At 60.3% G+C, this 24,924-nt stretch carries 20 protein-coding genes and 2 pseudogenes; 8 read left to right on the forward strand and 14 right to left on the reverse strand.

Going from position 1 to position 24,924, the window contains the following annotated elements; genetic code table 11:
• Positions 1–38 precede the first annotated feature (38 nt).
• The 6 genes from KGB24_RS01120 to KGB24_RS01145 all read left to right on the forward strand — a co-directional run bounded on the left by KGB24_RS01120 (position 39) and on the right by KGB24_RS01145 (position 6,118).
• On the forward strand, positions 39–497 hold the full coding sequence (locus tag KGB24_RS01120) for a thioesterase family protein (protein WP_008033805.1): 459 nt from the start codon (positions 39–41) through the stop codon (positions 495–497).
• Positions 498–512: 15 nt separating this feature from the next.
• The gene (locus KGB24_RS01125) at positions 513–1,472 is read left to right on the forward strand and encodes an amidohydrolase family protein (protein WP_223416053.1); all 960 of its coding nucleotides are present in this window, start codon (positions 513–515) and stop codon (positions 1,470–1,472) included.
• A complete protein-coding gene (locus KGB24_RS01130; RefSeq protein ID WP_223416054.1) occupies positions 1,465–2,424 on the forward strand; it encodes an amidohydrolase family protein in 960 nt (319 codons plus the stop codon). Before KGB24_RS01125 ends, KGB24_RS01130 begins: the two co-directional genes overlap by 8 nt.
• Before the next feature lie 31 nt (positions 2,425–2,455).
• Positions 2,456–4,033, forward strand: a complete 1,578-nt coding sequence (locus KGB24_RS01135; RefSeq protein ID WP_223416055.1) for an aldehyde dehydrogenase (NADP(+)) — start codon at positions 2,456–2,458, stop codon at positions 4,031–4,033.
• Positions 4,034–4,158: 125 nt separating this feature from the next.
• Positions 4,159–4,731 carry a PPC domain-containing DNA-binding protein gene (locus KGB24_RS01140; protein ID WP_008043099.1) on the forward strand — a complete coding sequence of 191 codons (573 nt, stop codon included), beginning with the start codon at positions 4,159–4,161 and terminating at the stop codon, positions 4,729–4,731.
• A gap of 79 nt (positions 4,732–4,810) precedes the next feature.
• Entirely contained in the window at positions 4,811–6,118 is a 1,308-nt protein-coding gene (locus tag KGB24_RS01145; RefSeq protein ID WP_223416056.1) for an OprD family porin, read from the forward strand.
• 29 nt (positions 6,119–6,147) lie between these two features.
• Here the strand turns inward: KGB24_RS01145 and KGB24_RS01150 are convergent, their stop codons facing one another.
• Both KGB24_RS01150 and KGB24_RS01155 read right to left on the reverse strand, forming a co-directional pair.
• Complete coding sequence (locus KGB24_RS01150; protein WP_008043101.1) at positions 6,148–6,930, reverse strand: SDR family NAD(P)-dependent oxidoreductase; 783 nt, start codon at positions 6,928–6,930, stop codon at positions 6,148–6,150.
• A gap of 117 nt (positions 6,931–7,047) precedes the next feature.
• Positions 7,048–7,971, reverse strand: a complete 924-nt coding sequence (locus KGB24_RS01155) for a LysR family transcriptional regulator (RefSeq protein ID WP_008043103.1) — start codon at positions 7,969–7,971, stop codon at positions 7,048–7,050.
• 150 nt (positions 7,972–8,121) lie between these two features.
• Between KGB24_RS01155 and KGB24_RS01160 the strand changes: the two genes are divergently transcribed.
• Entirely contained in the window at positions 8,122–9,027 is a 906-nt protein-coding gene (locus KGB24_RS01160) for an NAD-dependent epimerase/dehydratase family protein (protein WP_008035828.1), read from the forward strand.
• A 1,369-nt stretch (positions 9,028–10,396) separates the two neighbouring features.
• On the opposite strand, the gene KGB24_RS01165 is transcribed toward KGB24_RS01160, so the two are convergent.
• The 8 genes from KGB24_RS01165 to KGB24_RS01200 all read right to left on the reverse strand — a co-directional run bounded on the left by KGB24_RS01165 (position 10,397) and on the right by KGB24_RS01200 (position 18,543).
• Positions 10,397–11,377, reverse strand: a complete 981-nt coding sequence (locus KGB24_RS01165; protein ID WP_192228383.1) for a transketolase family protein — start codon at positions 11,375–11,377, stop codon at positions 10,397–10,399.
• A 3-nt stretch (positions 11,378–11,380) separates the two neighbouring features.
• Entirely contained in the window at positions 11,381–12,268 is an 888-nt protein-coding gene (locus KGB24_RS01170) for a transketolase (RefSeq protein ID WP_008042088.1), read from the reverse strand.
• An 82-nt stretch (positions 12,269–12,350) separates the two neighbouring features.
• Positions 12,351–13,454 (reverse strand): LLM class flavin-dependent oxidoreductase, encoded by a 1,104-nt coding sequence (locus KGB24_RS01175; protein WP_223416357.1) that lies wholly within the window; start codon positions 13,452–13,454, stop codon positions 12,351–12,353.
• A 184-nt stretch (positions 13,455–13,638) separates the two neighbouring features.
• Positions 13,639–14,436, reverse strand: a complete 798-nt coding sequence (locus KGB24_RS01180) for an SDR family NAD(P)-dependent oxidoreductase (RefSeq protein WP_207286420.1) — start codon at positions 14,434–14,436, stop codon at positions 13,639–13,641.
• Positions 14,437–14,464: 28 nt separating this feature from the next.
• Positions 14,465–15,964, reverse strand: a complete 1,500-nt coding sequence (locus KGB24_RS01185) for a sugar ABC transporter ATP-binding protein (RefSeq protein WP_008033229.1) — start codon at positions 15,962–15,964, stop codon at positions 14,465–14,467.
• A 22-nt stretch (positions 15,965–15,986) separates the two neighbouring features.
• A complete protein-coding gene (locus KGB24_RS01190; RefSeq protein ID WP_008033227.1) occupies positions 15,987–16,937 on the reverse strand; it encodes a sugar ABC transporter substrate-binding protein in 951 nt (316 codons plus the stop codon).
• Positions 16,938–16,984: 47 nt separating this feature from the next.
• Entirely contained in the window at positions 16,985–17,971 is a 987-nt protein-coding gene (locus KGB24_RS01195) for an ABC transporter permease (RefSeq protein WP_008033226.1), read from the reverse strand.
• 56 nt (positions 17,972–18,027) lie between these two features.
• The gene (locus KGB24_RS01200) at positions 18,028–18,543 is read right to left on the reverse strand and encodes a flavin reductase family protein (RefSeq protein ID WP_223416358.1); all 516 of its coding nucleotides are present in this window, start codon (positions 18,541–18,543) and stop codon (positions 18,028–18,030) included.
• Positions 18,544–18,832: 289 nt separating this feature from the next.
• On the opposite strand from KGB24_RS01200, the gene KGB24_RS01205 reads away from it, so the two are divergent.
• Entirely contained in the window at positions 18,833–19,816 is a 984-nt protein-coding gene (locus KGB24_RS01205) for a LysR family transcriptional regulator (protein ID WP_263287627.1), read from the forward strand.
• Here KGB24_RS01205 and KGB24_RS01210 read toward each other — a convergent pair.
• From KGB24_RS01210 to KGB24_RS01220, 4 genes and pseudogenes are all read right to left on the reverse strand, one after another.
• Positions 19,773–21,260: a xylulokinase gene (locus KGB24_RS01210; RefSeq protein ID WP_317846492.1), complete on the reverse strand. Its 1,488-nt coding sequence runs from the start codon at positions 21,258–21,260 to the stop codon at positions 19,773–19,775. The genes KGB24_RS01205 and KGB24_RS01210 overlap by 44 nt on opposite strands.
• Positions 21,261–21,447: 187 nt before the next feature.
• Positions 21,448–21,984 (reverse strand): annotated as a pseudogene (locus KGB24_RS29320) (methyl-accepting chemotaxis protein); the annotation flags it as partial.
• A 324-nt stretch (positions 21,985–22,308) separates the two neighbouring features.
• A pseudogene (locus KGB24_RS29325) lies at positions 22,309–23,436 on the reverse strand (cache domain-containing protein); the annotation flags it as partial.
• Positions 23,437–23,595: 159 nt separating this feature from the next.
• Positions 23,596–24,723: a sensor domain-containing diguanylate cyclase gene (locus tag KGB24_RS01220; RefSeq protein WP_223416362.1), complete on the reverse strand. Its 1,128-nt coding sequence runs from the start codon at positions 24,721–24,723 to the stop codon at positions 23,596–23,598.
• Between the last annotated feature and the right edge of the window lie 201 nt (positions 24,724–24,924).

The following is a 24,924-nucleotide window of genomic DNA, read 5'->3' on the forward strand; positions in this document are numbered from 1 at the left end:
CAACCTTTGACTGTCAGCACTCAAACACGAGGTTTTGTATGAATTTCTCCACTCTGCACCCAGGCTCCGCCACCGAGCGCCCACTGATCGTCGACAAACAACGCACCATTTCGTTTCTGGGCGAAGACTTGCGCATCTACGCCACGCCGCGCCTGGTCGACGACATTGAACAGACTTGCCTCGATTACCTGCTGACCTTCCTCGACGAGGGTGAAAACACCGTGGGGGCGGCGGTCGATATCCGTCACGTCGGCGCCACACTGCTGGGCATGTCGGTGAACATTGTCGCCACGGTCACTCGCATCGAAGGTCGCAGCGTCACCTTCAATGTCGAAGTGCGCGATGACGTCGAGCTGGTGGCGACGGCGGCGCATACCCGTGTGGTGGTGAATGTCGCCAAACTGCGCAGCCGCGTCCAGGCCAAAGCCGAAGCGGCGGCCGCAGGCGACGTCGAAGACGGCGTGCTCAGCCCTTCGCAATTCTCCGCGTCGCGCTGAGTCAGGGTCGCCGTCATGATCACCCTTCACGAACGCAACGGCATGCCGAACCTGGCGGCCGGGGATGCGCTGCCGATCGTCGATGCCCATCACCATTTGTGGGATTTGGGCAACGGGCGCTATCCGTGGTTGCAGGACGAGTATCACGAGGAATTCTTCCTCGGCGACTATCACAGCCTGTGCCGTGATTTCCTGCCGGAACAGTTCCTTGCCCTGACCGGAAATCAACGCTTGGTCGGCACGGTGCACGTCGAGGCCGAGCGTGCGCGCGATGAGCAAGTCGCCGAGACACGCTGGCTGGAACAGGTGAACGCCCGTTACGGCTTCCCGAATGCCATCGTTGCCCATGCCTGGTTCGATCGCGAAGACAGTGCAGAGATTCTCGCCGCTCAAGCCGCCAGGCCACTGGTGAAAGGCATCCGTTCAAAACCGGTGACCTCGGCATCGCCGGACGTATCGGTGGCCGGGGCCAAGGGCACCATGCAGGATCCGAACTGGCTGGAAGGCTTTTCGCGGCTGGCCGAGCACGATCTGTCGTGGGACCTGCGGGTGCCGCCGTGGCACCTGGTCGAAGCGGCTGAAGTGGCGGCGATGTTTCCGCAGATCCGCATTGCGCTCAACCACACCGGTTTCGCCTGGGACCGCAGCCCACAAGGCATGGCGCGCTGGCGCAAGGGCCTGGAAGCGTTGGCCTTGCAGCCGAACGTGCACATCAAGCTGTCGGAGTTCGGGCTTAAAGATTCGCCCTGGAATTATGACGACAACCGGATTGTGGTCCTGACCGCGCTGGAAATCTTCGGCCCCGAGCGCTGCATGTTTGCCAGCAATTTTCCGGTGGCCGGGCTGCGCGCGTCCTACGACACGATTGCCGATGGCATGGCCGCGATGCTCGCCCCCATGGGGCGTGCGGTGCAGGAAGCGGTGTTCGCCGGCAACGCTCGACGCTTTTATCGATTGGAGGAGCAGCATGGATAACCTGTCGGCCATCGACTGGCGCGCACGTTTTCTGGCCAGCGGTGACGATGCGGATTTGCCCATCGTCGACGCGCATCAACACTATTTCGATATCGAAACCCATTACTACCCATGGCTGAACGACCGCCCGTTGCGACCGTTTCGTTATGGCGACTACTCGTCGATCTGCCGCAATTTCCTGCCGGCCGACTATCACCGGCTGACCGGCCGTCATCACGTCGTGCAAACGGTCGTGATCGAGGGTGAGTGGGACCCGGCGACACCGGCCGATGAAGTGCGGTTTGTCGAATCGCTGGCGAAAACCGAGTCCACCCTGGGCGCCATGGTCGCGCAGGCCTGGCTGGATCGTGAAGACGCTTTTGATCTGCTGCGCCTGTACGGCGATCACCCATTGGTGCGCGGCATACGCCACAAACCGGCAGTAACCAGCCGTGAGGCCTGGCGCGAAGATTTTGTCGCCCCCGGTTCGATGCGCGATCCGCGCTGGCGCGATGGCTATGCCCAACTGGCCGAAAACGGCCTGCACTTCGAATTGCAGGCGCCATGGTGGCATCTGCCGGAAGCCGCCGAGCTGGCCCGGGATTTTCCCGACGTGTCCATCGTGGTCAATCACACCGCACTGCCCGCCGACCGCTCCAAAGAAGGTCTGGCCGGTTGGCGTGAAAACCTCGCCCTGCTGGCACGGGAACCGAACGTCGTGCTGAAGATTTCCGGCATCTGCATTCCCGGCAAGGCGTGGCCGATCGAGGCGAACCGCGTGGTGGTGAACGACGCGATATCGATTTTTGACGTCAGCCGCTGCGCGTTTGCCAGCAATTACCCGGTCGATGGCGTGGTGAACAGCCTCAGCGAAGTGTTCGACGGTTTCAAAACCATTGTCCGGGACCGCTCTCTCGAAGATCGGCTTGCGCTGTTTCATGACAACGCCCGACGCATCTACCGGCTCGCTTGACCCGATTTGAACAGCTCATCAGGAGTCCAACATGTTTGAAGTTTCAGGCCACAACTACATCGCCGGCACGCGCTCGGCCAACGGCACGCACACCCTGCAAAGCCACGACGCCAGCACTGGCGAAGCACTGCCCTATCGCTTCCATCAGGCGACAGCCGAGGAAGTGAATGCCGCAGCAGAAGCCGCGGCCACGGCGTACCCGACTTTCCGTAACCTGTCGGCCGCCCGCCGCGCCGGATTTCTTGATGCCATCGCAGCAGAACTCGATGCACTGGATGACACGTTCATCGCCCTGGTGTGCCAGGAAACCGCCCTGCCCGCCGGGCGCATTCAAGGTGAACGGGCACGCACCAGCGGCCAGATGCGCCAGTTCGCCACGATGCTGCGTCGGGGTGATTTCTACGGTGCGCGCATCGACCGTGCCCTGCCGGACCGTCAGCCACTGCCGCGTCCCGACCTGCGCCAGTACCGCACCGGGCTCGGTCCGGTCGCCGTGTTCGGCGCCAGCAACTTTCCGCTGGCCTTCTCCACCGCCGGCGGCGACACCGCTTCCGCCCTCGCCGCCGGTTGCCCGGTGGTGTTCAAGGCCCACAGCGGCCACATGGCAACCGCCGATTACGTCGCCGATGCGATCACCCGTGCAGCACGCAAAACCGGGATGCCCGCAGGCGTGTTCAACCTGCTCTACGGCAGCGTCGGCGAAGCGCTGGTCAAGCATCCGGCCATTCAGGCGGTCGGCTTCACCGGTTCGTTGCGTGGCGGTCGCGCCTTGTGTGACATGGCGGCGGCGCGCCCTCAGCCGATCCCGGTGTTCGCCGAGATGAGCAGCATCAACCCGGTGTTGCTGATGCCCGAAGCACTCAAGGCACGCGGTGAAAAAATCGCCGCCGAGCTGAGCGCTTCCGTGGTGTTGGGTGCGGGCCAGTTCTGCACCAATCCCGGTTTGGTGCTGGGCATTCGCTCGGCGGAATTCACGGCTTTCCTCGACCGGTTTACCGGATTGATGAGCGAACAACCGGCGCAAACGATGCTCAACGCCGGCGCCCTGAAAAGCTACTGCCATGGCCTCGACAACCTGCGCGCTCACCCCGGCATCACGCACCTGGCCGGCAGCGAGCAACAGGGCAATCAGGCGCGGCCGCAAGTGTTCAAGGCCGATGCGAGCCTGCTGATCAATGGCGATGAGTTGCTTCAGGAAGAAGTGTTCGGCCCGACCACCCTCGTCGTTGAAGTCGCCGACCACACCGAGTTGATGCAGGCACTGCACGGTTTGCGCGGGCAGTTGACCGCCACGCTGATTACCGAGGATTCGGAGCTCGATAGCCTCGGCGATGTACTGGCCCTGCTGGAGCAGAAAGTCGGGCGCGTGCTGTTCAACGGTTATCCCACCGGCGTGGAAGTCTGCGACGCCATGGTGCATGGCGGCCCCTACCCGGCGACGTCGGATGCACGCGGCACCTCGGTCGGGACCTTGGCGATCGATCGTTTCCTGCGGCCGGTGTGTTACCAGAATTGCCCCGACAGCCTGTTGCCGGAGGCCCTGAAGAATAGCAACCCGCTGAGCATCGCCCGACTGGTTGACGGCGTCAGCAGCCGCGATGCGCTGTAAGTCACACGGCTTCAACTAACACCCACGTTTAGCGACAACTTCCGCGCCTGTTGAACTACAGGCGTCGGATTCGCTCGTCCCGAAAACCGCAACACCCACACAACAACAAAAACAGAGGAAGTCTCATGCAAGTCCAACGTCACCCGAAACAACGCCTGTGCAAACTGATGCTGGCCGTGTCCGCCGCCGTGATGATCAACATTGCAGGTGCTCAATTGGCCTTTGCCGAAACCACTCCCACCGCGACGACCGCGCCGATGCAATGTCCCACTGAAGCCACACCGCGCTACACCAAAACCCCCACCGGTTACCTCATGGTCCTGCGCACGGGCGACAACGCGTTCAAGGAGCTGACCAAACTGGCCATCGCCGAGAAGATCCCCAGCGCGTCCATCACCGGTATAGGCTTCGGCAACGTCAAGTTCGGTTTCTGGAACAAGGACAAGAAGGACTTCGACGCCAAGCTCTTGAACGGTGTCGAGATGGCGAGCATCACCGGCTCGGTCGCGTGGAAAAACGATCAGCCTTCGATCCATATGCACGGTGTGGCCGGCGACGCCACGTTCCAGGCGTATGGCGGCCACATCCTCGACTTCGAAGTCACCACCGGCTCGATGGAAATCACCGTGATCGTCCACCAGCGTCGCCTGGAGCGTGGCATTGACCCATGCATCGGCGCCAACGTGCTGGGTATCTGATCCAGGCATCACGCTCCCGCCTGTCACGGCGGGAGCCACCCTCCTGAATTCAAAAACTACAAAAAAAGGGGCGATTTACATGAGCAACAAGAACACCGTTGTAACCCTGGCGCTGGGCGCCATTGCACTGAGCACCCAGGCCCACGCCGATTTCCTGAGTGACAGAAAGGCAACCCTGGGGATGAGGAATTTCTACTTCAACAACGACAACCGCGACGGCCCGGCCGCGCCGTCGAAAACCGAGGAATGGGCGCAGGGTTTCATGCTCGACTTCAAGTCGGGTTACACCGACGGCATGGTCGGCTTTGGTGTCGATGCGCTCGGGCTGATGGGGATCACGCTGGACAGCGGCAAAGGACGCCACGTCGGCAGCAGCATGATTCCGTCGGACAGCGACAACAGCGCGGTCGATGAATGGAGCCGGCTGGGGTTGACCGGCAAGGTCAAGGTCTCGAAAACCGAGCTGCGCCTGGGCACGCTGATGCCGAAACTGCCGATCCTGGTGTCCAACGACGGGCGCCTGCTGCCACAGACATTCGACGGCGGCCAGATCACTTCAAGCGAGTTCAAGGACCTGACCCTCACGGGTGGCCGCATCGAACATGCGACGGGCCGTGGCTCAAGCGACCGGACAGGCCTGGCGGCCACCGGCGGTACCCGTGAAAGCAACGCCTTCGATTTCGCCGGCGGCGACTGGAAAATCACCAAGGACCTGACCGCCCAGTATTACTACGCCAACCTCGACAACTATTACACCCAGCAGTTTTTCGGCCTGTTGCACACGCTGGCGATCTCGGACAATCAATCGCTGAAAACCGACCTGCGCTACTTCAAGACCGATTCGTCGGGCGCTAACAGCTCGGGCACGTCAGGCTACCGAATCAGCGGCTACACCGAAGGCGCCGATGGCGAAATCGACAACCGGACCTGGAGCGCCGCACTGATCTACACCGTCGGTGCCCATGCACTCACCGCCGGTTATCAAAGCGTCTCCAGCGGCAGCAACTTCACTCAACTCAGCCAGGGCAACCTGCCCAACAAAGGTGCCGGCGGCGCCAGCCTTTACCTGTACACCGACCGCCTGATCCAGACCTTCACCCGCGCGGGCGAACGCACGTCTTTCGGTCAGTATGCGTATGACTTTGCCGGTGTGGGTGTGCCCGGTTTGAAGGCTTCGGTCATCTACCTCAGCGGCGATAACATCAAGACCGTCACCGGCGACACCCAGAAGGAATGGGAACGGGATTTCGGCCTGGACTACACGATTCAGTCCGGCGCGCTCAAGGGTGTCGGGTTTGGCTGGCGCAACGGCAAGTCCAACAGCGAAGCGAGCCGTGATCAGGATCAAAACCGCTTGATCGTGAACTACAGCATTCCGCTGCTTTAACGTGTACCGGTTCGCAGGGATGCGACCGCTTAAAGAATCGAGCGAATGGTGCCGCCCTCGACGCGCATGGCCATGCCATTGAGCGCCGGTGACGCCGCCAGGTGCAGCACGCTGCAGGCCACTTCTTCAGGCTCGATCATGCGCCGGATCAACGACGTCGGTTCGGTATCGTCAAAGTAATCGTGGACCACCTGCTGCGGGGTGATGCCTTTCTCGGCGGCGATTTCGCGGTGGTAACGCTTGACCGCCTCGGTGTAGGTCGGCCCTGGCAGGATCGAGTTGACCCGCACGGCGGTGCCTTTGGTGAGTTCGGCCAACGCTCTGGAAATCCCCAGCAGGCAGGTTTTCATCGCGCCGTAATGAACCATCCACGGCTGCGGCTTGACCGCGGATTCACTGCTGATAAACACAATCGAACCGTGCCCGCGTTCGAGCATCTGCTTCATGACCAGCCGCGTCATTCGCACACCGCTCATGACATTGACGTTGAAGTAATGAAACCACTGGGCGTCGTCCGTTTCGAAAAAGTCCCGGACCTCGAAGATGCCGACATTGTTGATCAGGAAATCAATCGGCCCGGACTCAAGGGCCAAGGCCACCAGACGTTCCGCCGCGCCTTCCTGGGTCAAGTCTGCCACCAGCCCTTTGCTGCGCTCACCCAGTTCTGCGACGGCTGCGTCGACCTCTTCCGCCAACAGCCCGCTGATGACCACGTTGGCGCCTTCAAGGATGAAACGCTGGGCGATGGCCTTGCCGATCCCCGTCGCGCCGCCGGTGATCAGCGCGGTTTTTCCAGTCAGTTGATAGTCCATGAACACCCCTGGTTTGTTGTTATACGGACAATCATGCCCCAGGCCTGGCGTGAAGACTTTCAAGGGTTGCTGAAGACTGATTCAGCAAAAAACCGAAACCGCGGGGTTGTGTTGCAATCAGGGCGAGGTCAACTGCGGCCCGATTCGTTCCAACAGAAAATCAATGAACACCCGTACGCGATGGGGCAATTGCTGTCCCGGGCCGATGAACACGGCGTGAATCGCTTCGGTTTCACCACTGTCGAATGCCTCCAGCACCGGTACCAGACGCCCCGCTTCGATGTCGGCGCTGATGTGGAAATTCGCCAGCCGGGCGATCCCTAATCCGGCCAGCGCCGACTGACGCATGCTCTCGCCGTCACTGAGCAGGACATTGCCCTTGGGCTCGATCTCGATGCGTTGACCGTCAGCGCCGCGAAAAACCCAGGCCTGGGAATGGCGATGAAAACCAAAACTGAGGCGGTTATGCCGCTGCAACTCCTCCAGGGTTTTCGGCTGCCCCCAGCGGGCGAGGTAACCCGGTGACGCCACGGTGATCTTGCGGCTTTCACCCAGGCGTCGCTGGACCAGGCTCGACTCTCTCATCGGGCCGGTGCGGATCGCGACATCCGCGCGTCGCTCCAGCAGGTCCACCACGGTGTCGGTCAGTTCGACGTTCAGTGTGATGTCCGGGTAGGCCGCAAGAAAATCCGGCAGCAGCGGCAACAGGCAATGCAGACCGAACGGCAGGTTGGCGTTGACCTGAATCAGCCCGCTGGGCCGGGTCACGTTGGCGATATCTCGCTCGGCGGAATCGATCAGTTCGAGAATCCGCAGGCATTCGTTGTTGAACCGCTCGCCTTCCGCCGTGAGCTCCAGACGCCGCGTCGAACGATGCAACAAGCGCGCACCCAAGCGCGCCTCAAGGCGCGCAATCAGTTTGCTGACCGCCGAGGGCGACATGTCCAGGCGTCGTGCGGCTTCAGAGAAGGTGCCTGCGTTGACGACCCGGGTGAACACTTCCATCTCGCCGGAGCGGTTGATGTCTTTGATCGTTAGCATGAACTTGATTCACAGATACTTGTAGTTCCAGCAGTCTAGCTCATATACGGAGTGGATCGTATCGTGACCGGATTCCTTGACCAGGAATACTTGCGCCTTCCATTTAATGCGAGGCCGGGCATAACTCAAAGATGCAAGGGAGATAATCCATTGAAAATTTTCGTTACCGGCGTGACCGGTTACATCGGCGGTTCCGTGGCCAAATACCTGGTGGATGCGGGCCATGAAGTCAGCGGCCTGGTGCGTAACCCGGAACACCGCGCAGCGTTGCAGGCACTGGGCATCACCCCGGTACTCGGCACCCTCGATGATGCTTATATTCTCAGCGAACAGGCGCGCGCTGCCGACGCGGTGGTCAACGCCGCCAACTCCGACCATCGTGCTTCGGTGGAAACGTTTATCAGCGCCCTGAGCGGCAGCGGAAAAGTGCTGTTGCACACCTCCGGTTCGAGCGTGGTCGGTGATGATGCTCGCGGCGCCTATGAACGCCCGGATATCTTCACCGATGAAACGCCATTCACGCCGATGGACATCCGCAAGGACCGGGTCGAGATCAATCAGCTGGTGCGTAATGCTGGCGTTGAGCTGGGTATTCGCAGCATCGTGTTCTGCCCGACCATGATTTATGGCGAGACGTTGGGCGTGCCGGCGAAAAGCGATCAACTGCCGAAACTGTTCGCTCAATCGCGCAAGTATGGCGCGGGGGCTTATATGGGGGCCGGGGTGCATCGCTGGTCCAACGTGCACATCGAAGACCTGGCGGAGTTGTATCGTCTGGCTATCGAGAAGGCGCCTTCTGCTTCGTTGTTCTTTGCCGAGAATGGCGAGGCTTCGTTTATCGAGATTGCGACGTCGATCAGCAAGTCGTTGGGTTTTGGCGGGGCAATTCAGAGCTGGCCGGCGGATGAGGCGATTGCCGAGTTGGGGGATTGGGCGCGCTTTGCCATTGGTTCGAATAGCCGTGTGCGTGCGGTCAATGCTCGAGTGTTGCTAGGCTGGGCGCCGAAGCGGGAGTCGATTCAGCAGTGGATCGAGACTAGCGGTGTGCAGTGGTGATTGTTCGCTTTATGCGGTGATGCTGCTGGGTGTGTGCATATCCGTTTCTTCGGTAACGGCGGCTATTGGTTTCGCCCTTACGGCGAGTCACTTTGGAAAAGCCCCAAAGTAACCAAAGGGCTCTTGCCCCTTTCGTTCGGTGGCTCGCTAAGGCTCGCCATGCCCTCGCTCCGGTCCTGCTCCGTGGGCCCGCCGCCATCGGCCATCCCTGGCCGGGGGCGGCTAACCCGGCATCCATGCCGGGTTGCCCACTGCGCAGAACCTCCACTCGGCCTCTCGAGGGGGCGCTTAGATCAAAAGCTGAAGGCGAGCTAACGCTCGGCCTGATGAGTGGTGGAAATCAAAAGCGTACGCAGATCCCTGTAGGAGCCGGCTTGCCGGCGAAAAGCGTTTGGGCGACGCGTTCATTCGGACACCCCGCGTTATTGTTGACGTCCATCGCCAGCAAGCCAGCTCCTACAGGGGAATGCGTAAGTGTCCGAAATTTGTGGGCCACAACAATGCTGGAGTCCGCGCACGACTGAGGAGCCAGGCCGCCTCGCGGTGCTGTTGCCGTAGTCGCCCTCTCGCAAGGCCGAACACCCCGGTCACACGTTCAAGCCTGTAACGCCCAAAGGGAAAAAACGTAGTACGCGTTCTGCTCCTCCTTTGCGGTCAACTCATTCCGAACACATCCACCTTCCCCCTGTAGGAGCTGGCTTGCCAGCGATGGCGATTTCACGGACGCCATCGCCAGCAAGCCGGCTCCTACAGTTGATCGTATTTATCCAAACGCATACGCATTTCCCTTGTAGGAGCCAGCTTGCTGGCGATGGACGTCAACGATAACGCGGGCTGTCTGAATGAGCGCGGTGCCTACACGCTTTTCGCCGGCAAGCCGGCTCCTACAGGGAATCGCGTACGCTTTCGCTTCTCACCACTCATCAGGCCGAGCGTTAGCTCGCCTTTTGCTTTTGATCTTGAGGTACACGCCCCCTCGAGAGGCCGAGCGCAGGTTCTGCGCAGTGGGCAACCCGGCATGGATGCCGGGTTAGCCGCGCACGGCCAGGGATGGCCGATCGCGGCGGGCCCACGGAGCAGGACCGGAGCGAGGGTATGCCGAGCCATAGCGAGGCACCGAACGAAAGGGGCAAAAGCCCTTTGGTTACTTTGGGGCTTTTCCAAAGTGACTCGCTGTAAAAGCGAAACCATTAGCGGCCGTTACCGCAAAAACGGATATGCACACAAACACCAAGCCAAAAAAAAACGTGCAACCAGCGCGCTCGTCAATGAACACCCCGGTCACACGTACAGGCCCATAACGCCCAAAGGGAAAAACCTCAGGCGACCTCACCAAAAGCCGCCTCAATCAGTCAGCAAAAAACCGCAATCAACCCAGCACTTCCAGCGCCACACTTTCAATCCCGGCCGCATCAAGCCGGTAATGCCGGTAAAGATGAGTCGGCGGCGCAATCAGGCTGTACTCGTCGTAAATGCCATGCCGCCGCACTTTGACCCCAACACCCTCCTCCGCAATCACCTCACACACCGCCCCACCCAAGCCGCCGATGATGTTGTGCTCTTCCACCGTCAGAATCGCCCGGCTATTGCGCGCCGCAGTCAGCACCGCCTCACGGTCCAGCGGCTTGATGGTCGTCATGTCGATCACCCCCACCGAACGCCCTGCGGCATTCAACGCCCGAGCCGCTTCAAGGGCCGGGTGAACCGTGGAGCCGGTGGCAATGATCGTCAGCTCATCGCCCGTCAAGTGCACAGTGGCTTTGCCGAAGACAAAGTCCGGAACGGTGTCATACACCACCGGATCACGCCCGCGCTGAATGCGGAAATAGATCGGTTGCGGGTAGTTGGCCGACGCCAGAATGGCCGCCTTGAGCTGATTGCCGTCCGCCGGGGCGACCACTGTGATGTCGGCAATCGAACGCATGATCGCCAGGTCTTCAGTGGCGTGGTGCGAAGTGCCATAAAAGCCCAGGGAAATCCCCGCATGGTGACCGATCAAACGTACCGGCAACGCGGAGTACGCCACGTCCATGCGGATCTGCTCGCAGCACAGCAACGGCAGAAACGAGGCAAACGTCGCCACAAACGGCTTCATCCCCACCGCCGCCATGCCGGCTGCCGCCGACACCATGTTTTGCTCGGAAATCCCGAACTGCACGAAGCGCTCCGGGTGCAGCTGCGCAAATTTCGACAGGCCGTTGGAGTACTGCAAGTCAGCGGTGCCGGCGACAATCGGCTCGCCCTGCTCGACCAGTTCGATCAGTGCATCGGACAAGGCATTCAAGCTGGGTGTCTGGCTGTTCAGTTCCCGGTACTGCCAGGAGTTGTTCGACAGAGGTGCGGTATTCATGAGTTAAATCACCTTGCTTTTGATTTCGTCGATAGCACGTTGCGCATCTTCCGGATCGAGATAACCGAGGTGCCAGCCGGGCTCGGTTTCCATGTAGGAAACGCCCTTGCCTTTCACCGTGTTGGCGATGATGCAGACCGGCTGCGTGCGAGTGGTATCGGCCTTGAGGCGACGCAACAGACGGGTGACCGCCGCCAGGTCATGCCCGTCGACCACGTGGGTTTCCCAACCGAAGGCGATCCATTTGTCCGCCAGCGGTTCGATGCCGATGACGTCGTCGACATTGCCGTCGAGCTGGTAGCCGTTACGGTCGATGATCGCCACCAGGTTGTGGACTTTGTGGTGAGCCGCTCCCAGCGCCGCTTCCCAGACCTGCCCTTCCTGCATTTCACCGTCGCCGAGCATCACGTAGGTGGTGAACGACTTGCCAAGCATGCGCCCGGCCAATGCCATGCCCAGGCCGCCGGACAAGGCGTGCCCGATGGAACCGGAGGAGAAATCCACGCCCGGCACTTTGCGCATGTCGGGGTGATCGCCCAGCGGGTTGCCGAGGCGCGTGTAGTTATCGAGGATCTCTTTCGCAAAGAAGCCCCATTCCACCAGCACCGGAAACAGGCCGACCGCCGCATGCCCCTTGCCCATCATGAAGCGGTCGCGATCAGGCCATTTCGGCTCGCCAAACCGCAAGTCCATCACGTCGTAATACAGCGCGGCGAACAACTCGGCGGCGGAAAAAACCGAGGTGTAGTGACCGACCTTGGCGATCTCGATCAGTCGGATGGTTTCCAGGCGAATGAACTGGGCTTTTTCCCGCAGGCGAGCCAGTTCAGTGGCGGTCAGTTCGAACGCGCGATCACCTTCGCGCAGGTCCTGTCTTGTCAAATCAGTCATGTGTAGTGTCCAGGCGCATTACCAAAGTTGCGGCCACGTCCGGGACGTGGCCGTACACACGCACGCAATCGCGACAAGGCGATTACTGCGCTTTCAAACGCGGTGTCATGTAGTCGTTCAGACGGGGCATGACCTGCTGCGCCGTCAGCTCCATCGAGCGCCGCCACAGTGCTTCGTCATCCCACTCGTGGAAGGCAGTCATCAAGGTGCCGAACGGCCCGGTCTGCTCACTGAACGCGACCAGTTGTTCGGTCACGGAATTCACGTCGCCGTAAATCACCATCTCCTTGATGCAGTGATCGACCGTCACTTCCTCGTCGGTCATGTCGGGGCGGGTCTTGAAGATCTTGGTGTAGTTGTTGGAGGACAGGTTATCGATCATGTAATCGAAGTAACGGCGCAGGGTGCAGCTGTCTTGCGCCAGGTAGTCTTCGGCCTGGGCCTGGGAGTCGGCGACGAACACCGAGCGGGCCACGCGCCAGTTGTTCGCATCGGCCTTGATCCCGGCACTTTCGGCGCCCTGGCAGTAAGCCAGCCAATGCGAGGCCACGGTCGCCGTCGGGTTGAAGTTGGCCGACATCAGGTCCCAGTCTTTGGCCCCGGCCAGTTTCGCCGTTCCGGAAAACGGGCTCATGGCCGTGGTTGCAACCCGTGGGAACGGCTTCTGGAACGGCGTCGGCATGTAGCCGATTTCCAGCTCGTGATTCACCGAGTCCTTGAGGCTGACCTGGAAGTGTTCCGAGGAAAACTCGTAAGGGGCGCTTGAGTTCCAGATGGCGCGGATCATCTCGTAGCATTCGACCATCATCTGCCCACGGTCCTTGCCGTTGCTGCCGAACACCTCGAAATCCGAGGCCAGGCCACCCGGGCCGATGCCCATGATGAAACGGCCCTTGGACATGTGATCGAACATCGCGGCATCGGCGGCAATCCGCGCCGGAAAATGATGCGGCAGGTTCAGCACCCCGGTGCACAATTTCATGCGCCGGGTCAGCGGAATCAGGCTGGACATGAATTGCAGGGCATTGGTCACCGGCTCCGTGCGTTGCGAGGTGTGCTCGCCAACCCAAAGCTCATCAAAACCGACGGCGTCGGCGTGGACGGCGCAGGCAATATCCTGATCGTACATCTCGTGATAATCCCAGCCCTTGTGATGAAGGGGCTGCATGAACATGGCAAGTTTCATGTCGTTCTCCTGCTGTTTTCAGTGATCGGTGCGCTGCTTGATTTCTATGCGCAGCACACCGCTTTCAGGACGTGCGCTCGTTTTGCAGGCGTGCCAGTGCCGGCGCTGCAAGTCGCAACGTTCAAGGGATGCGTTCAATTTTTCGCGGCGATCGGCTTGAGCAAGCGCAATCAGCCGCGCCTCTTCAACTGCCGTGCAGCAACCAGCCGCCGTCCACCAACAGATCGATACCCGTCACGTAGGAGGCCAGTGGCGACACCAGAAACAGCACCGCATTGGCGATCTCGAAGGGCTCTGCCGGCCGCCCCAGTGCAATGTTGTTCAACACGTTGTTCTGTCGGTGTTGCGCCAGCAGCTCCGGCTCCAGATTGCCTGGCGTTGCCGTCAGCCCGGGGGATACCGAGTTGACGCGAATGTTGAAGGCGCTCAGGTCCTTGGCCAGGCTTCGCGTCATCGCCAGCACCGCGCCTTTTGAGGCGTCGTAGGTGCAGTGATTGGCCATTGGCCGGTGACCGCAAATCGACGACAGATTGACGATCGCTCCGGCACTCGCCTGCTTGCGCATTTGCCGTTGAGCGGCCTGTGCCCCCAGAAACACCGCACGCGTATTGATGGCGTGGAGTTCGTCCCAGAAACCCGGATCAATGTCGTCAACGGCCTTGAGCGGATAAACACCCGCGTTGTTGATCCAGATATCGAGACGGCCGTAACGCTCGATGGCGGTGTCTGCCAGGCCCTGGATGTCGGCGGGACGACAGACGTCGGTGGCCAGGAACGAAACGGCAAAACCGGCTTCGATCAGTTCATGGCAACGCTCCGGCGCCAGGCTGCCGATCAGCACGTTGGCCCCGGCTTCGGCCAGCCGTTGGCTGATGGCGAACCCGATGCCACTGCCACCGCCGGTGACGACGGCGGTTTTACCGCGCAAGTCGAGCAACTCGGTAAAGGGCCGGTAAGGTAGCGGTTGATACGGGGTAGACATGATGGAGCTCCTCAGTGACAGCCCGTTATCAAGCGGTGGCCAGGGTCATGATGGTGTCGGGCGCGATCTGCGGTCGGTGCAAAATCCCTTGGGAACAACCGCGCGCCATGACCATCACCCGATGGGACAAACCGATGACTTCTTCAAGGTCAGAGCTCACGACAATCACCGACACGCCGGTCTTCGACAGTTCGATGATCAACTCGTAAATCGCCGCTCGCGCGCCCATGTCGATGCCCCGGGTCGGCTCATCGAGAATGATGACTTTCGGGTTGCGCGCGATCCATTTCGCGATGACCACTTTCTGCTGATTGCCGCCCGACAACTTGTCGAGCATCTGTTCCGCCAGGCCCTTGATCCCCAGTGTCGCAATGCGCTCCTGGGCAAACGCCAGTACCCGCTGATTGGCCATGACGCCGCAGGAGCTCAGGCTGTCGAGATTGCAGTAGGCGAGGTTTTCGGCAATGGTCTGGCTCAGCACCACACCTTCGGACTTGCGGTCTTCGGGGATCAGCACCACGCCGGCACGGATCGCCGCCAACACGTTGTTGGCCGGCAGGTGCCGGTCACCCAGCATCACCTTGCCGTGATTCACCGCACTCAACCCGGCAATCGCCTGAACCAGCTCCGTGCGGCCGGCGCCGACAATGCCCGCGATGCCGAAGACTTCGCCGGCCTTCACCGAAAACGAAATGTCGTGGAAGCGCCCGGCCTTGTCCGACAGCTGTTCAACATTCAACACCACCTCTTCGCGAGGCGCTGGCAGCTGCGGAAACAAGCGCTCGATCGAACGTCCGACCATCTGCGACACCAGCACGCTGACATCGGCCGCTCCGGTTTCGTGACGAGCAATGAGATGACCATCGCGCATGACCACCACCTTGTCGGCGATCCTGGCAATCTCCTCCATCCGATGGCTGATGTAGATGAAAGAAACGCCCTCTTTCTTCAACTCCTCGATCTGTCTGAACAACAGGTCGGTCTCTTCCTTGCCCAGCGCCGCCGTCGGTTCGTCGAGGATCAGCAGCCGCGAATTGAACGTCAGTGCCCGGGCAATCTCCACCAGTTGCTGCGCGGCGATTTTCAACTGGCGCACAGGGGTGTCCGGCGAAATATCGAGGCCCAGGCGACGCAGCTGTTTTTCTGTCTCGCGGTACATGTGCTTGCGGTCGATGATCCCGTCCCGGGTCGGTAGATGGCCGAGGAAAACGTTCTCGGCCACACTCAGGTCAGGCAGCAGATGGATCTCCTGATGAATCATGTTGATCCCCAGGGCAATCGCCGCCCCCGGACCGGTCGGTGCATAGGGCTGGCCGGCGAGGAACATCGTGCCTTTGGACGGCGTCAGCGCTCCGGCGACGATGGAGGAAAAGGTCGATTTGCCCGCACCGTTTTCCCCCAGCAGCGCCACCACTTCCCCGTAACCGATATCGAGACTGATGTCCTCCAGCACCTTGACCGAGTTGAAGGATTTTCCGATGTTGCAGGCGCTGAACAGCGGCGCCTGATCGCTGGTGATCGCTTTCATGACGTGCCCTCCTTCGCCGGTCTCAAGGATGTTGCTCGAGGAAAGCCGCGACGTTTTCCCGGGTGGTGACGAAGGCCGGCAGCAGCTGGGTCTTCTCGACCGGTTTGCCTTGTTGCAGATTCACCGCAGTGCGCAATGCTGTACGGCCCATTTCCACCGCTTGCTGGGTGATGGTCATGTCCAGCTTGCCGTCGCGGATGGCTTCCAGCGCCGACGGCAAACCGTCGTAGCCGAACACCCAGACCTTGTGATCGATGTTGGCGACTTTGACCGCCTGGGCGGCACCGAGCGCCGGGGCATCGGAACGGCCGATGAAGACGTTGATCTTCGGGTTCTTCTGCAGCATGTCCTGGGCGACTTTGAAGCCGTTGTCCTGTAGCCAGTCGGTAGGTTTCTGGTCGACGATTTTCATCTCCGGCGCCTGGGACAGCACCGCGTTCAGGCCCTTGGCCCGAGCCACTTCCGTCGAGTCGCCCAAGGTGCCCTGGAGCAGGCCGATTTCAGCCTTGCCCCCGGTCAGCGCGATCATCTGCCGGGCCAGCTCACCCGCTGCCGCCAGGTTATCGGTGGAGATGTAGGCATCGCATTCGACGTTCTTCGGGAAATTGTCGATGCAGATCACCGGCACGCCCTGCTGACGCGCCAGCCGCACCGGCACGGCCGACGCCGCGCTGCCCGTGGCGGTATAGAGCAGCACATCGATGCCCTTGCTCAACATGTCCTGAATCTGGCTGACCTGGCGGGCGGGATCGGCCTGTGCGTCGGCCACCAGCACGTTCTTGATGCCCAGGGTCTTGGCCTGTTCCATGACGCCGTCACGGACCATCAGGTAGAACACCCATTGCAGGCTCGGGATCGACATCCCGACAGTGATTTGTTCCACCGGTTTACTCTCGGCGTGAACACCTGCCGACATCATGCAGGTCAACAGCGGCAGCCACAGAAAGCGCCGCGAAAATGCGTGGAGGTTCATGTCTTTATCCTTTTTATTGTGTGTTGGACGGTTCGACCACAGGGGGTTCAGTCAGCTTTGCGCTTGAGCAGATCGAGCATCACCGCGAAGGCAATCACCGCGCCGATGACCACTTGCTGGACGAAGGGAGAGATGCCGGCCAGGTTCAAGCCGTTGCGCAAAACGCCGATGATCAGTACGCCGACAATCGTGCCGACCACGCTGCCGGCGCCGCCCTTGAGGCTGCCGCCACCGATGACCACCGCCGCGATCACATCCAGCTCATAACCGACGCCGGCGCCCGCTCCGGCAGTGTCCAGGCGCGAGGTCATGATGATTCCGCCCAGCGCGGCGCAAATGCCCGAGATGATGTAGACGGCACTGGTGTAGCCCTTGACGCGAATGCCGGCGAGCTTGGCCACCTTGCTGCTGCCGCCGATGGCGTACAGGCTGCGGCCGGGGACGGTGAACTTGAGAACGAACCAGAACACCAGGGCCAGCACGATGAAGCAGGTCACGGTCAGCGACAGCACACCGCCGTAGCGAATCACCGAGAGGTTGCTGAACCACTCCGGGAAACCGCTGACTTGCGCGCCGTCAGTAACCATGTAGGCCAGCCCGCGAGCGATGGACATCATTGCCAGCGTGGCAATGAAAGACGGCAACCCTGCCCTGACCACCATCAACGCCGTGGTTGAACCACACGCCGCACCGGCAGCGATCGCACCGAGCATGGCGACCCACATCGGCAACCCGAGCACCTGTTCGAGCCAGCTCATGACCATGATCGCCACCGCGAGCACCGCGCCCACGGACAGGTCGATACCGCCGATGAGAATCACCAGCGTCATGCCCAGCGCCATGATGCCGAGCACGGTGACTTGATCCAGTACGTTGAGCAGGTTACTCAACGTCAGAAAACTATCGGTGAAGACTGTTAATACCGTGCATAACAATAAAAGGCCGATCATCGGGCCTGCGACATTGGTGTCCAGTCCGATCCACTTGGGAATGGACCCGGACAGTCTTGATTTCACCAGCAACTGATTATTCATACCCACATCCACTTCTTATCTAATTGTTATAAGACCGAGCAAGACACAACGACTGTTTAAATCCCAAGTTCCCTGTAACGCCCGCCCATATACAGAAGCGGCTCTTCCAGAGGTTGCGTAATCACATCAATGACGTTGCCGATGAATATGGTGTGCGTGCCGTGTTCGATCTCCTGCACCACTTCGCAAAAGATCGCAGCCTGCGCGTCGACCAGGTAACGGATGCCGTCCATGCCGGTCTGCCACTCGCCCGCAACAAAGCGCTGCTCGCGCAGGTCCGGCTGGCTGAAAATCTTGCAGATCGGTTCGTGGTTGTTTTGCAGCATGTTCACGCAGAACAGCCCGGAGCGTTTGATCACGGGTGAGGCGCTGGCGCTTCGGTTGATGCAGATCAGCGCCGATGCGGGGTCCATCGACACCGAAGAAAAAGCGGTTGCCGCCAGGCCATGGGGGTGGCCGTCATCATCGAGTGTGGTGATCAGGGTTATGGAGGAGGCGAAGCGACCCATCGCCAATTTGAATTGGCCGGCCAGATCAATCGCTGGGGCGGCCTCTTGATATTGAACACGCATACATAAACCCTCTTCTTATTGTGACTCATCAAGCGCAGGCATTCATTATTAACAATCACCCAGCATTTTCTATTCACTTTTAAAAAATTGACTTTTCAACTATTCCGAAAGGTGAAGCCAACAACAAACTCATTTGAATTACCTTCACAAGTGCCCTGAAACGCCCGTTCCAAGGGGCTCTCATGTTTATGGCCGTACTTATCAACGCCGCCGACAATATGGCTTTAACTGAATAATCGGCCGATACTTCATGAACAACTAACAAGAAACTTCCGCGAGACGAACTGCCATGGTTGATCGATTACAGGACATGCGAATGTTTCGCCTGGTCGTGCAGACCGGGTCACTTTCAACCGCCGGACGACAAATGGGCCTGTCGCCAGCGGCCATGAGTGGCCGGCTCAAGGCGATGGAGGAGTTCTATGGTTTGCGCTTGCTCAAGCGCAACACCCGCAGCCTGAGCCCCACCGCCGAAGGGCAGTTGCTGTTTGAGAACGCCCTGAAAATTCTCGAACAGGTTGATGCGCTCGACAGCGTCATCAAAAACGGTCAAAGCGACCTGCTGGGCACCATCGGCCTGACCTGCCCGACCGACCTGGGTCGGCAGTGGGTCAGCCAATTGGTCGATGCGTTTATCCGCGAAAACCCGCATGTCAGCATCCGCCTGTTTTTCACTGACCGGATACTGGACTTCGTCGAGTCCGGCTCGGACATCGCGATCCGTTTCGGCGACCTGCCGGACAGCTCGCTGATCGCCCGCAGCCTGGGTGTGGACCGGCAAATGGTCTGCTGTTCGCCGCAGTACCTTGAACAACACGGCACGCCCCTGCACCCCGAAGACCTGCATCAACACAACTGCCTGGTGCAACTGCGCGCCGACTTTGCACTGGATCGCTGGAAGTTCATCAGCAAGGGCGTGCCGACCACGATTCAGGTCAAGGGCAACCGGCTGGCCAACGACGGCTTTACCCTGCGCCAGTGGGCGGTTCAAGGCTTGGGAATTATCTGGAAGTCGGTCTGGGAGGTGGCGGAGGACATTCAGGCCAAGCGGCTGGTGCCGCTGCTGGAAGACTATCAATGCCCTACCACGGGGTTCCATTTGCTCACCGAAGGCGGGAAGAAATTGCCGCCACGGGTCAGATCTTTTGTCGAGTTTGCCGTTCAGTACTTCAAGCACCTCGACACCGCGTCGCGACACATTCTGAGCCCGACGCCTGACGACATCGTGCTCAGGGAAGCGAAACCGCCTGCAGATCGGCAAATACCGGCTTGAGGTTTGTCAGCATCCGCTCATAGGCCTTGCGCATGCCGGCATAGAACGCCTGTTTCGAAACGTCGGGCAAGGTCAGGGTTTCGTCCAGACGCGGCCAATCAGTGGCGGTCTGCTGCAAATCAGGGAACACCCCGGCACCGTGCCCCGCCAACATGGCTGCGCCGAGTACACCGTACTCGGCGGCCGGAGGTTTGCGGTAAGGCAGACCCAGCACATCGGCCTTGATCTGGTTAAACAACTGGCTGCCGGAGCCGCCGCCCAGACTGAATACATCACCCTGATCGACAACGATCTGCATGTCCTTCATGCACCCGAGAAAACGCGCGTATTCGTAGGCAATCGACTCCAGCATCGCCCGGTATTGGTCGCTGCGGTCGTGGGTCCAGTCGAGACCGACGAAGGCGCCGGCCAGCGAGGCATCGAACGGTGCATGGCGCCCGCCGAGATGGGGCAAGAACAATAATTTATTGCGCTCGGCCAACGGCGCGGCGGCCCGCTGTTCGAGTTGTTGGCATTCGACGCCATCGAGACCGAACCGATTGAGACTGATGCCGGCCCCACCGACGTAGGCCATCGAATAAAACAGCTCGGGGATGCAATGCCGGAACGTGGTGAGGGTGTTGTGCTGGGAGTCGACCGCATAGTGGTCGAGCAACGTCGCCAACACTGAACCGGTGCCGGCAATGTCGAACAGTTGCCCCGGCGTGAAGGCCCTGGTGCCCAGCAACGAGGCGGCGATATCCCCACAGCCGGCATAAATCGGCGTGCCGGCCAACAGTCCGCAAACGCTCGACGCACTGGGGCCGACCGAGCCGATGCGATCCCAGGGTTTTACCAGCGTGGGCAGCCGGTCGGCCTCAAGGCCGAATGCCTCAATGAGCGAAGTGTTCCATTGCATCGCCTGGCTGTCGGCAAAACTGTTGAAGCCCAGGTAGGTGTAATCCATGAACGCGGCATCGCTGTTCAAGTCGGCCATGCGCCCCGCGACATACGCGGCCGGCATGATGATCTTGCTGATCTTGCGATAGGTGTGTGGTTGCTCCTCGCGCCAATACAGCCATTTCGCCGCGTGATTGGCACTCACCGGGCCACCCGAGCATTGGATGATCTGTGGCTCGCAGGTCTTCAGTCGCGGGACCTGACTGGCGCAACGCAGATCCAGCCACGAGTCATAAGGCGTGGTCGCCTCCCAGTCCCGGCCGATGGTGGAAATCCCGGCCATCTGTCCGCAAATCGCCAGGCCGCTAACGTCCGCGAGCTGGAAGTCGGACTGACTCAAGGCATCCTTTATCGCCAGCAGGACCGAGGCATACAGTTCGTCAGGGTTCTGTTCGAACACCTGACGCGCAGGATTCAACAAACGTGTGGGGCGACTGGCGGCGCCCAGGTTGCGGCCGTTTTCGTCCATGACAACGACTCGAGTGCTTGAGGTGCCCATGTCCACCCCAACCAGCAATGCTCGACTCTTCAAGGGTTGGCGCTCGCACAATTCAGCGGTGATTGTTATGCAGACAGAATACTGTCATCAAACACCCTGCGCATTAACTGCCACTGTCCGTGCGAAAAAGCCTGAGCGCCGGTGGCCAGCGGCGACGACGCAAGATTTCGCCGCCGCCTCCTGCAGGCAGTTCTCAATCCTTGAATTGCGTCAGTTGCTGGTTCAACGAGCCGGCCTGATCGCGCAATTGCAGCGACTGATCGAGCAGGCTACGGATCGCGTGATCGTTCTGCTCGGAGATCCGGCTGACACCCTGGATAGCGACGGATAATTGCTCACCGGTGGCGGCCTGGCTTTGGGTCTGGCGCGCGACTTCGCTGATGCGCGTCAGAATGTCCTGGGCATGCTGGCGAATCTGATCGACACCTTGTGCCGAGGTGGTCAGTTGCACCACGCCCAGGCGCACCGCTTCGCCAACTTGCTGGACGTTGGCAACGGTGTTGCGCACATCAGAACCGATGGCGCCGATCATCTCGCCGATTTCACCGGTCGAGCGGCTGGTGCGTTCTGCCAGTTGCCGCACTTCGTCCGCCACCACGGCGAAACCGCGTCCCTGCTCCCCTGCCCGTGCGGCTTCGATTGCAGCGTTCAGGGCCAGGAGGTTGGTCTGGTCGGCGATGCTGCGAATCACCGCGATGATCCCGGCAATCTGCTGCGAGCGTTTTTCCAGGTCGCCCACAGTGCCGGCAACGTCGTCCATGGTCTGGTCGATGTGGGTGATCCCGGCCAGGGTCTGGTTCATATCGCCGGAGATATGCTTGGTCAGCTCTTCGGTGTTGCGCGCCAGTTGCTCCACGTCTTCGGCTTGCTGCGACATCTCGGTGACCGAGTGCGCCAGCGCGGTGACGCCACTGGCCATTTCTTCGGTTGCGGTGTGCTGCGACGTCGCCCGGTCGGCAACGGCCTGAGTGGTATCGCCCAGGTGATTGGAGATCTGCATCAGGGCGCCGCTGCTGTGGCGAATCGACCCCACCAGATCCCCCAGGCGCTGGATAAACTGGTTGAATGCGCCCGCCAGTTTGCCGGTTTCATCGCCGCTGCGTTGTTCAAATCGCAGGCCCAATTCGCCGCCCCAGGCCTGGATGCCGACCGTCAGGCCGGACAGCGGACGAATGTGCCACGCCAGCAAATGCCAGAGCACGATGGCCAATGCCAACAGCGCCACCAGGCCGATGACGACGGCGGTCCAGAGGAACTGATTGATGCCCGCCATGGCTTCCGCCAGCGGGTACGCCACCATCAGCGCCCAAGTGTTCGGGGCTTTGCCGATACGCACCGGTTGCAACACATAACCCCAGCCATCGCGCTGGAAGCCATACGGCTGACCGGCCTTGATCGCCTCTTTGGCAGCCGTCGGCAAATCGTCGGCCGGCTGGCTCAAACGCTTCGCATCAGGGTGGCTGGCGTACAGGCCGTTGCTCGAAACCAGAGCGCCATAACCTTTGTAGGCATCGATTTTCGCCAGTTGCCGATTGATGCTTTCAAGCGGGATATCGACACCCGCCACACCCAGGGCTTTGCCGCCCTGCAACAGCGGCGCCATGATCGACACCATCATGACTTTCTGGCCGCTGCCCGTGCTGTAGGCAAACGGTTCGGAAGCCCACGGCTGGCGGCTGTGCAGCGGCTGATAGTAGTACTGGTTATCGGCATTTTCCGGGGCGTAACCGCTGAGCGCTTCCGATTTCACCGAGCCACTCGCACGGTTCCAGTAGGTCAGGTAACGGCCGGTGGCATCGTGATTCGGCTGGTTGGCGAATTCGCTGTCCTTGCCATCGAAGGCGTTGGTTTCCCAATACTGCCCCAGGCCCAAAAGTTGCGGATTGGCTTCAAACAGTTGGCGGGTCACGGCATCGGCGGTCTTGCGATCAACGTGCTGTTGCTGCATGGCCGTTGCGACGCTGGCCAGCGATTCGGCGACGGTAAAACCGACACCCAGTTCGACTTCCACTTCCTTGGCATTGGCCTTGACGACCGTGTCGACCAGCTCGGCGGTTTCTTTGACGGAGGAGCCATAAGCGATATAGGCGATGGAGCCCAGCAGCAGCGCCATGACGACGACGGTCCCGATCAGGGCCGTCCAGAACAGCTTGAAGTGCAAAGAGCGATTAGGCATGGACATTCTCAAGTGCGCGATTCTTCAACCAGCACGGAGCGCCCAACGGTGTGAATGCAGCCCTGCCAGCAAATTATTTATAGTTGATATTATTTTGCCACTATATAGAAGCGCGCTCTGCCGGTGCAACTTGAATGACCGCCAGGTCACAAGCCTTGCACGGCATCACTCGGAAACGGCGATCTGGTTTCGGCCACGGGCCTTGGCTCGATACAGGGCCTTATCGGCGTTGTTCATCAAGCTGTGCAAATCAAGGTCGGAGGCGTCCATCGACGCGACACCGAGGCTGGCCGTTATGCAATGCACCGGCCCGGTCATCAGTTCGGCAATGGAGCGGATGAGTTGCTCGGCAATGTTCAGGGTTTCCTCAATCGAGGTGTCCGGGAGCAGAATGGCGAACTCCTCTCCCCCCAGCCTGCCGTAGACATCCGTTTCACGAAACGAGGTGCTGATGACCAGGCCCATCTGACTCAGCACTTGGTCCCCGACCTGATGACCATAGGTGTCGTTGATGTGTTTGAAGTGATCCATATCCAGCATCACGGCGCACAGCGGCAGCTGATTGTTTTTGCAGTAACTGTGCAACTGCTGGGCGTGCTCGAAAAAAGCCCGGCGATTCCTCAGGCCGGTGAGTTCATCGGTCTGCGCGGCAAGATTGGAAATGCGGTGCGCCTGCTCCATTTCACGGGTCAATCGAAAGGCGGTTTCCACCGCATCGGAGAGTTTGCGGGTAGCGCTGGCCACGAAGGAGGCAAACACCAGCACCGCCAGTGCCATGCCGACTTGCATTGCTGACGGCTGGAACAGCAGCCATATCGTGCACGGCAACAACACCAGGCCAATGGACACCAGCGTCATGTATCGGTAGGCCGAATAGCAGGACACCGCACTGACCGACATCCCGACGGTAAAAAGCATGACCAGTGACTGAGCCAGAATATCGTCCGGGGGCATCAATGCCAGCGCGCCTGCGCCCCAGATACCGGCAGATAACACCAGCGTGCTCCAGTATTTCCACTCCCATTGCTCAGGCGTGCGCGTACTTTTGTCGCTGCGGAAATAGGCGATAAACATCGCGACGCGCAATGAGGTCGACGCCGTCAGAATGCCCATCCACCAAAAAATGACGTGGTGATCGAAGCGCTCCCAACACAGCAGGCACAACATGATCGCCGCCAGGACACTGCCCGGAATCGCCGTCACCGACTGATGGAACAACTGGTGCAGGCGATCAGTGCGTACCTGCGCTGCTATCAAAGCATCCGGGGCATACCGGGGTCCGAGTCCGTCCATTTGATCCGCCTGATCATGATGCTTCGTCAAAGAAGTATTGTGGCACCCAGCCAGTAGCGTAAACAACCGAGGCCTTGAAATGTTTCCGGGCGCCAGATTGAAAGAGTACGTCTATCACGCCCCAACACTCGCCCTATTAGCTGACTTCCCGACTCAGGTCTAACCTTAGTCTGCGCTGGCGCCATAAGCCGGCCGGATTAG

It is taken from the genome of Pseudomonas sp. BF-RE-25 (assembly GCF_019956105.1).
GTDB lineage: Bacteria > Pseudomonadota > Gammaproteobacteria > Pseudomonadales > Pseudomonadaceae > Aquipseudomonas > Aquipseudomonas migulae.

Coding starts and splice junctions, on each gene's coding strand:
- KGB24_RS01120 (WP_008033805.1), top strand. CDS start 39: ATGAATTTCTCCACTCTGCACCCAGGCTCCGCCACCGAGCGCCCACTG.
- KGB24_RS01125 (WP_223416053.1), top strand. CDS start 513: ATGATCACCCTTCACGAACGCAACGGCATGCCGAACCTGGCGGCCGGG.
- KGB24_RS01130 (WP_223416054.1), top strand. CDS start 1,465: ATGGATAACCTGTCGGCCATCGACTGGCGCGCACGTTTTCTGGCCAGC.
- KGB24_RS01135 (WP_223416055.1), top strand. CDS start 2,456: ATGTTTGAAGTTTCAGGCCACAACTACATCGCCGGCACGCGCTCGGCC.
- KGB24_RS01140 (WP_008043099.1), top strand. CDS start 4,159: ATGCAAGTCCAACGTCACCCGAAACAACGCCTGTGCAAACTGATGCTG.
- KGB24_RS01145 (WP_223416056.1), top strand. CDS start 4,811: ATGAGCAACAAGAACACCGTTGTAACCCTGGCGCTGGGCGCCATTGCA.
- KGB24_RS01150 (WP_008043101.1), bottom strand. CDS start 6,930: ATGGACTATCAACTGACTGGAAAAACCGCGCTGATCACCGGCGGCGCG.
- KGB24_RS01155 (WP_008043103.1), bottom strand. CDS start 7,971: ATGCTAACGATCAAAGACATCAACCGCTCCGGCGAGATGGAAGTGTTC.
- KGB24_RS01165 (WP_192228383.1), bottom strand. CDS start 11,377: ATGAATACCGCACCTCTGTCGAACAACTCCTGGCAGTACCGGGAACTG.
- KGB24_RS01170 (WP_008042088.1), bottom strand. CDS start 12,268: ATGACTGATTTGACAAGACAGGACCTGCGCGAAGGTGATCGCGCGTTC.
- KGB24_RS01175 (WP_223416357.1), bottom strand. CDS start 13,454: ATGAAACTTGCCATGTTCATGCAGCCCCTTCATCACAAGGGCTGGGAT.
- KGB24_RS01180 (WP_207286420.1), bottom strand. CDS start 14,436: ATGTCTACCCCGTATCAACCGCTACCTTACCGGCCCTTTACCGAGTTG.
- KGB24_RS01185 (WP_008033229.1), bottom strand. CDS start 15,964: ATGAAAGCGATCACCAGCGATCAGGCGCCGCTGTTCAGCGCCTGCAAC.
- KGB24_RS01190 (WP_008033227.1), bottom strand. CDS start 16,937: ATGAACCTCCACGCATTTTCGCGGCGCTTTCTGTGGCTGCCGCTGTTG.
- KGB24_RS01195 (WP_008033226.1), bottom strand. CDS start 17,971: ATGAATAATCAGTTGCTGGTGAAATCAAGACTGTCCGGGTCCATTCCC.
- KGB24_RS01200 (WP_223416358.1), bottom strand. CDS start 18,543: ATGCGTGTTCAATATCAAGAGGCCGCCCCAGCGATTGATCTGGCCGGC.
- KGB24_RS01205 (WP_263287627.1), top strand. CDS start 18,833: ATGGTTGATCGATTACAGGACATGCGAATGTTTCGCCTGGTCGTGCAG.
- KGB24_RS01220 (WP_223416362.1), bottom strand. CDS start 24,723: ATGGACGGACTCGGACCCCGGTATGCCCCGGATGCTTTGATAGCAGCG.